This window comes from Ruminococcus sp. CAG:379 (assembly GCF_000434255.1).
GTDB classification, from domain to species: domain Bacteria; phylum Bacillota; class Clostridia; order Oscillospirales; family Ruminococcaceae; genus Ruminococcus_F; species Ruminococcus_F champanellensis.
This window is the reverse complement of record NZ_FR894852.1, coordinates 60,352-66,984: the sequence shown is the minus strand read 5'-3', so window position 1 is coordinate 66,984 and position 6,633 is coordinate 60,352. Positions and strand designations below refer to the sequence as shown.

Below are 6,633 nucleotides of genomic sequence, written 5' to 3'. Positions count from 1 at the left end.
GATCCAGTACATGCTGGATGCGGCAGGCTATGATTGCGGCAAAATTGACGGTATTGCAGGCGTGAAAACCATCGCTGCCATCCGGGCTTACCAGCAGGAGCACGGCTTGACCGTGGATGGGCTGGCAGGCAAGAAAACCGTGGCGGCGTTGACCGGCGAATAAATAGAAACCGCCCCGGGGGATCACTCCTCCGAGGCGGTTTTTTGCATATCGGCATCAATCAGGGCATTGATGTAGCCATTCAGGCTCATTCCTTTGGATTCTGCGTGGGCTTTGATTTTCTCGCGTTCCCCTTTTTTCACGATGATCTTCACCTGGTCATATGCCTTTGCATTATATTTTTCATTTGCTCGTTTCCTTGATTCGGATATAGGCACTGCGATCACCTCCTTTAATAATTCTATCACATATTTATACACTTGTACACGTACATAGTACACAAAATGAAGATGTAAATTTTGTGCGTTATTTCTATTGAAATGTACTGGTACATGTGTTATAATTAGAACATGGAAAGGAGGTAAGGACAATGGCGAAAAAGCAACGCCGAAAAAAGAACCGCACCGATCGATCAGAGACCCTCCAAAAGTTACTGATCGTCAATGCGGCTCTGGGGGCAGTAAAGATTATCCTAGAGATAATCAAAATACTGTCCGAGTAAATCGAGGGAGGAAATCCTCCTCCCTCCTATTATAACCGACACACGCCGCCATTGTCAAGCACTATGATGGACTGGATCATCATTATTCTGGACGGCATCAGCCTGGTTCTGCTGGTCGCTGCAATCATCACAAACCGCCGGAAATAACAACCGCAACGGCTCCGAAAGGGGGTGATCGCCGCAATTCCACCGCTTGGGTACAAATTCGGAAAAGGCTCTGAGCTTGCATTGAATCCGGTGGCAGCGGAAGTTGTAAGGTACATTTTTGACATGTATCTCATTGTCCAAAATCTTTCTGATGTGGCGCGGCTATGCAACGCACATGGATTCACAGGGCAACTTGGCAAGCCGTTCACGTCCCACTCTATAGGCAAGATTCTGCGCAATCCAGTATACTGTGGTTACCGGGTGTTTAACGGGCATTTAAAGCCCGTTAAAACACCCGTTATAATCACGCCAGACGACTTCGACGAGGTGCAGCAGCTGCTCTGCGCCAGGAATGTTTTGGTCGGCCGGAAGTGCCGAAAAACTACAATCCGTATAAATGAAATAGGCGAATAACCCGGGCTGAAAATGCGGCCTCTCGGCGGTTATTCGCCTATTTTTTTACTATTTTTTGCGTTTTGCGTGTCGGTTTTTTGCGTTTTGCGTTTCCGGCAACAACAATCCGCAGATAGTTTTTTACTATTTTTTGCGTTTTGCGTGTCGTTTTTTTGCGTTTTGCGTTTCCGGCGACACATGGCTCACCTCCTTAGAGTGGTAAGGAGGGGCGTATGGATGTATTGACATTGCTGTGGGCGAATATCCGCCAAAAAAAGGGTACCTGCCTGAGCATTCTTCTGCTGACCGCCATCATCGTTTCGGCGGCGGTTTCAATTTTCTCCCTAGATCAGTCCTTCAACAAGGATATGCAGACCGCCTGGAGCAAGGCGGACGCACCGGACGTTTCCTCCTATCTGATCGAATCTCGGGTGACTCCGGAACTGCTGGAACAGGTGGAGGCATTTCCCCAGACAGAACGGGTCACCTGCCGCCGGGGGCTTGTCAGCGGCGATAACCAGATCGGAGACAGTCAGACCGGAAACGCTTACTTTTACATCGGTATGCCGCCGGACACCCTGCTGTTTCGTGAGGATTTCAGCGGCCTGGAGCCTGCGCCGCCACTGGCGCCCGGGGAAATCTATGTGCCCTACGGGCTTGCCCAAGGCATGAACTGCCGGATCGGGGACACCTTGACTGCCACCTTCGGAAAGCGTACATATTCCTTCCGGATCCGGGGCTTTGTCCAGGAGCCTACCCTGGGCGCAGCTCTAATCGGTTTCAAGTTACTGTTTATCAGCGATCAGGATCTGGAAACATACCGTGCTCAGGCGTTGGAGGATGAGCAGACGGATACGGAGCAGCACATTACAAGCTGCGTGCTGGGTGTCCACAAAAAGGCGGACTGCGATTTGTCCGACCAGGTATTTCTGCGGCAGCTGAATCGGGAAACCAAGCTGTCGGATTTCGCTATCGGCACCCTGACCCATGCCCAGAGTGTGCACTATACGGGGCTGATGCAAAGGATGGTGCTGCGGATCATGCTGGCGTTTGTGGGACTGCTGTTTTTGATCGTGCAGATCGTCATCGCTCACAGCATCCAGTCCGAGATGGAACTGGACTATGTGAAGCTGGGCGTACTCAAGGCACAGGGCTTTACCGAAACCAGGATCGGGTTGATCCTGGCACTGCAATATCTGCTGGCGGAGCTTCTGGGGGCGGTGCTGGGTATTTGCATTGCGATGCCCATTGTCTGGAAGCTGTCCGGCTTGTTTATGCAGCTATCCGGATTCCTGTACAGCCGCAGTCTGTCGGTGCTGTGCTGTCTGGTGGTGCCCGGTGCGGTTTTATTCCTGTCCCTACTTGTGCTGTTGAGGCGGGCACGGAGCATCAGCAGGATCTCTCCGGTGCGTGCCATCTCCGGAGGCAGGGAGGCGGTCTGGTTCGACAGCCGTCTGCGCATGCCCATCAGCCGCCGGTTCCTGTCCGGTTCCCTGGCGGTGCGGCAGGTGGTCTGCGCCAAGCGTCGGTATGCAGGGGCGCTGCTGGTGGTGTCCATTCTGGTGTTCTTCATTCTCACCGCCTCCGGCATCAACAATCTGATCCAGTCCCCAAAAATGTATACCTCCTTGGGACAGCCGGTCATCGATATGGCCCTGACATTCAATCAGTCCTATGACCAGGAGATGGAACAGACGCTCCGACAGGCTCTGGAGCCATACGGAGGTATGGAGAGCATCTGCGTTTCTGCGCATCAGTATATGTCTATGAATGGAGAAAACCTGCAATGCGCCATTTATCTGGATTCTGCTATGATCCAGAGCGTCATTCAGGGCAGGGCGCCCGCCTATGACAACGAGTGTCTGGTGACGGAGTTGGTGTGCGATGCGCTGGATCTGCACATCGGAGATCAGGTGACGGTTTCCGGCTCCAAGGGGGAGGCAACATTTATGATTTCCGGTATCTACCAGGACACAAACGATGCGGGTATGTGCTTTGCCATTACATATGACGGCTATGGGCGCATTTTCCCGGAACCGGAAAAGCTCTACGCCACCCTGGCTATGAACCAGCCGGAACGGAACGTGGAGGCAGCAAAGTATCTGAACACCACTTACCCGGAACTGATGCGGGCGGAGGCTGTGGATATGACCTCCCTGTTCGGCTATGACTTTATTTTTGAAGCCATGGGCTGTCTCATTGACGGGTTATCCCTGGTGTTTGCTGCGGTGGTGGCATGCATGATGAGCAGCAAGATGTTCACTCGGGAACGCACAGAGCTGGGAGTTTACCGTTCGCTGGGCTTCACGGTGACCCGGCTTCGGGTGCAGTTTGCTCTGCGGTTTGCGTTGATCGGCGCCCTAGGTTCTCTGATCGGTTTCAGTGCTGCTCGGTTGTGGGCGTCGAAAGTGGTAGAAGCGGTGACCCGGCAGATGGGCATTTTCAACCTGCAGCTGGTGATCGGCGGCAGGGACTGGTTCTTTGCCCTGATGCTGACCACTGTGACCATTGCAGTGTCTGCATTCCTGGCATCCCGCCGGATCCGCACCCTGTCCGTCCGCACGCTGGTGACAGAATAAAGCACGCCCGATCCGGCAAAGATCGGAGCGGGCGTTGTGCTGCTTTATAATTTTTTTGCATCCGGATATGGGGGCAGCCCTCATCCGGGTATACCTCCCCTAGCGGGGTGTACCCCAGCTTTTTGTAAAAGCCGGATGCCTGAACCTGACCGGATAATTCTGCGGCAGTGCCGCCTGTGCAGCGGATATATGCTTCTGCCCGGCGCATCAGCTCCCGTCCCAGACCCGTGCCCCGGTATTGGGGCAGCACAGCCACTCTGCCGATGTAGAAGCACCCTTCCGCCGGGTACACCCGGCAGGTGCCGGCGGGCTGCGTTCCGTCCCATGCTACAATGTGGACGGCGGTTTCATCCGTTTTGTCAAATTCCAGCTGAAAGCCCTGCTCCCGGACAAAGACCGCCTCCCGGATCTGCCGGGCAGCATCCAGCAGGCTGTGATATGTGGTAAATTCCATGATGTTCTCCCGTCAGAATGTATAGGAAACGATCTCGCAGTTGTGCATACCATAGGCGGCGTATTCCGCATTGGTCATGTCCACAAAGTAGGAACGCACCACACGGGCGATGCCGTTGTGCGCCACCAGCAGACAGGTTTCCTGTCCTGCTTTCAGCTCGTCCAGCAGGTTGTAGATCCGCTGTGCCACCCGAAGCATGGATTCTCCCGTGCCGAAGGAATTGACGAATTGTGCCTTTGCCGTCCGGAATTCCATGCCGTCCCGGGGCGTGGATTCGTAGATGCCGAAGTTCTGCTCCGTAAGTCTTGGCTCCGGTTGTGTCGGGATGCCGGTGACCTCTGCGATATGCCGGGCGGTTTCCGCTGCCCGGATCAGAGGCGAGTACAGGATCCGGTCGATGGGGCATTGCTCCGCCAGAAGCCGTTCCCCCAGTGCCAGAGCCTGCTGATGCCCCAGCTGGGTCAGGGGAATATCCGTTGCGCCGCAGATCTTGTTTTCCACATTCCACACGGTCTGCCCGTGTCGGGTAAAATACACTGTTCCCATATTGCCCTCCTGGTTGATGATAACTCCAGTATACCACATCCGGGAGGTTTTTTCAATCCGGCTGCGTCCCTTGACGGATCCGTGATGGCGCATATTTTACGGCAACGCTGCACAAAGCCTGCCTGGTTGCCTTACATATACTTGTATTTTTTTCGGTATGCAAGGATGCAGACAATGCTGAGGGCAGCTGCCAGCCCCTCTGCCAGCACGGCAGACCACCAGATCCCGTCCAGACCCCACAGCCGGGGCAGGACGAAGATGAAGGTGATTTGCAGGATTACGGTTCTGACGAAGGACAGAATGGCGGAGATCAGTCCGTTGTTCATGGCGGTAAACAGACCGGAGCTGAAAATGCCGATGCCGCAGAACAGGAAGGAAACGGAGTAGATGGCAAAGGCGTGGGTGGTCATGTCCAGCAGGGACTGGTCGTAGCTGGTGAAGATCATGGCAAGGGGCCGTGCCAGCACCTCTGCCGCCAGCAGCATGATTACAGAGGAGCCGAGAATGATGGAGGCGCATTTGTGGAACAGGCTCTTCAGCTCTGTGCTGTTATCAGCCCCATGGTTGAAGCTGAACACCGGGGAGGTGCCAACGGAAAAGCCGAAGAATACGGCAATGAAGATCATGTTCACATACATAATGACCCCGTATGCCACTACGCCGTCGTTGCCGGCATATTTCAGAAGCTGGGTGTTGTACAGCATGCCCACCAGGGACATGGAAACGTTGGACAGGAACTCGGAGGAGCCGTTGGTGCATGCTTTCCACAGGGCTTGCCCGTCAAATTTCGCCTTCCCCAGCCTCAGCAGCCAGTTGTTCCGGGTGCTGAAAAACAGGGCGATGGGTATGCCGGCGCCGATGAGCTGCCCCACAACTGTTGCAATGGCTGCTCCTGCCAGTCCCCCGTGGAATACGGTAATGAACAGTGCGTCCAGTATCATGTTGGTGGCTCCGGCTGCCACCGTGATCCAGAATCCCACCTGGGGTCTTTCCGCCGTAATGAGAAAGCCCTGGAGGGTATATTGCAGGGTCAGAAAGGGAATGCCGCACAGGCAGATGCGACCGTATAGAATGGCATTCTCCAGTACAGCCCCCTCCGCTCCCAGAAGGACGGCGATCCGGGGCAGAAACAGGTTTCCGATGATAGCCAGAAGGATGCCGGTTGCTCCCATGAAATAGGTAAAGAAGGAAAACAGGCTGTTTGCCTTTTCCCGGTTACCCTCCCCCAGGGTCTTGCCGATCAAGGCGGAGCCTCCAAGCCCGATCATATTGCCCACTGCGCCCAGCATCATAATAAAGGGCATGATGATATTCAGTCCGGCAAAGGGGATCTTTCCCGCATAGTTGGAGACAAAGTAGCCGTCCACGATGCCGTATACAGAGGCAAAGATCATGCTGGCAATGGAAGGCAGTGTGAACCGGAACAAGCGCCGGTAGGTAAAGTGGTCGGAAAGCTGAATGGGTGTTTTCATAGTGTTCTCCTTTTGAGTTGCGCCTGCAGTTCCTCCCGCAGGTTTGTATTCAGCCGCCTGGTCAGTTCCAGGTAGCATTGCCGCTCTGCATCGCTGAAGTTGCCGTAGGCGGCATCCTCCGCCTGTTTCAATGGATCAATGGTGGTTTGCATCAGGGCATGTCCTGTGTCTGTCAGCATGATCCTTTTGCTGTTGCGTGTGCCAGGCAGCGTTTCCAATGTCAGATAGCCGTCCCGGATCAGATGGTTGATGGCGGTGTTGATGGTCTGCTTTGGAAAGCAGCACTGCCGGCACAAATCCTGCTGGGTGCAGGGTTCTGCGGCATCCGATACTATGTACAGGATCCACAGGGCGGTGTCGGATAAGCCGTATGCCACGGC

The 6,633-nt window shown here is 54.6% G+C and carries 8 protein-coding genes and 1 pseudogene; 4 read left to right on the top strand and 5 right to left on the bottom strand.

Going from position 1 to position 6,633, the window contains the following annotated elements:
* The first annotated feature begins 10 nt into the window (after positions 1 to 10).
* Positions 11 to 163, top strand: a complete 153-nt coding sequence (locus QVO51_RS03400) for a peptidoglycan-binding domain-containing protein (protein ID WP_022357241.1) — start codon at positions 11 to 13, stop codon at positions 161 to 163.
* A 20-nt stretch (positions 164 to 183) separates the two neighbouring features.
* On the opposite strand, the gene QVO51_RS03395 is transcribed toward QVO51_RS03400, so the two are convergent.
* Entirely contained in the window at positions 184 to 315 is a 132-nt protein-coding gene (locus tag QVO51_RS03395; protein WP_288167810.1) for a hypothetical protein, read from the bottom strand.
* Positions 316 to 530: 215 nt separating this feature from the next.
* Here QVO51_RS03395 and QVO51_RS03390 point away from each other — a divergent pair, with 215 nt between their 5' ends.
* The 3 genes from QVO51_RS03390 to QVO51_RS03385 all read left to right on the top strand — a co-directional run bounded on the left by QVO51_RS03390 (position 531) and on the right by QVO51_RS03385 (position 3,781).
* A complete protein-coding gene (locus QVO51_RS03390) occupies positions 531 to 662 on the top strand; it encodes a hypothetical protein (RefSeq protein ID WP_022357239.1) in 132 nt (43 codons plus the stop codon).
* 171 nt (positions 663 to 833) lie between these two features.
* Positions 834 to 1,223, top strand: a complete 390-nt coding sequence (locus QVO51_RS10855; protein ID WP_369677885.1) for a recombinase family protein — start codon at positions 834 to 836, stop codon at positions 1,221 to 1,223.
* A gap of 212 nt (positions 1,224 to 1,435) precedes the next feature.
* Entirely contained in the window at positions 1,436 to 3,781 is a 2,346-nt protein-coding gene (locus QVO51_RS03385; protein WP_022357238.1) for an ABC transporter permease, read from the top strand.
* A 61-nt stretch (positions 3,782 to 3,842) separates the two neighbouring features.
* On the opposite strand, the pseudogene QVO51_RS10850 reads toward QVO51_RS03385, so the two are convergent.
* The 4 genes and pseudogenes from QVO51_RS10850 to QVO51_RS03370 form a co-directional block, all read right to left on the bottom strand.
* Positions 3,843 to 4,235, bottom strand: a pseudogene (locus QVO51_RS10850) (GNAT family N-acetyltransferase); the annotation flags it as partial.
* A gap of 12 nt (positions 4,236 to 4,247) precedes the next feature.
* Positions 4,248 to 4,781: a histidine phosphatase family protein gene (locus tag QVO51_RS03380; RefSeq protein ID WP_022357236.1), complete on the bottom strand. Its 534-nt coding sequence runs from the start codon at positions 4,779 to 4,781 to the stop codon at positions 4,248 to 4,250.
* Between the two features lie 131 nt (positions 4,782 to 4,912).
* On the bottom strand, positions 4,913 to 6,253 hold the full coding sequence (locus QVO51_RS03375; protein ID WP_022357235.1) for an MATE family efflux transporter: 1,341 nt from the start codon (positions 6,251 to 6,253) through the stop codon (positions 4,913 to 4,915).
* Entirely contained in the window at positions 6,250 to 6,630 is a 381-nt protein-coding gene (locus tag QVO51_RS03370; protein WP_022357234.1) for a MarR family winged helix-turn-helix transcriptional regulator, read from the bottom strand. The genes QVO51_RS03375 and QVO51_RS03370 overlap by 4 nt, the downstream gene beginning before the upstream one ends.
* Positions 6,631 to 6,633 lie beyond the last annotated feature (3 nt).

Bases quoted from the DNA above. Each gene is read 5' to 3' on its own strand.
- QVO51_RS03400 (WP_022357241.1), top strand. From the start codon at position 11: ATGCTGGATGCGGCAGGCTATGATTGCGGCAAAATTGACGGTATTGCA.
- QVO51_RS03390 (WP_022357239.1), top strand. From the start codon at position 531: ATGGCGAAAAAGCAACGCCGAAAAAAGAACCGCACCGATCGATCAGAG.
- QVO51_RS03385 (WP_022357238.1), top strand. From the start codon at position 1,436: ATGGATGTATTGACATTGCTGTGGGCGAATATCCGCCAAAAAAAGGGT.
- QVO51_RS03380 (WP_022357236.1), bottom strand. From the start codon at position 4,781: ATGGGAACAGTGTATTTTACCCGACACGGGCAGACCGTGTGGAATGTG.
- QVO51_RS03375 (WP_022357235.1), bottom strand. From the start codon at position 6,253: ATGAAAACACCCATTCAGCTTTCCGACCACTTTACCTACCGGCGCTTG.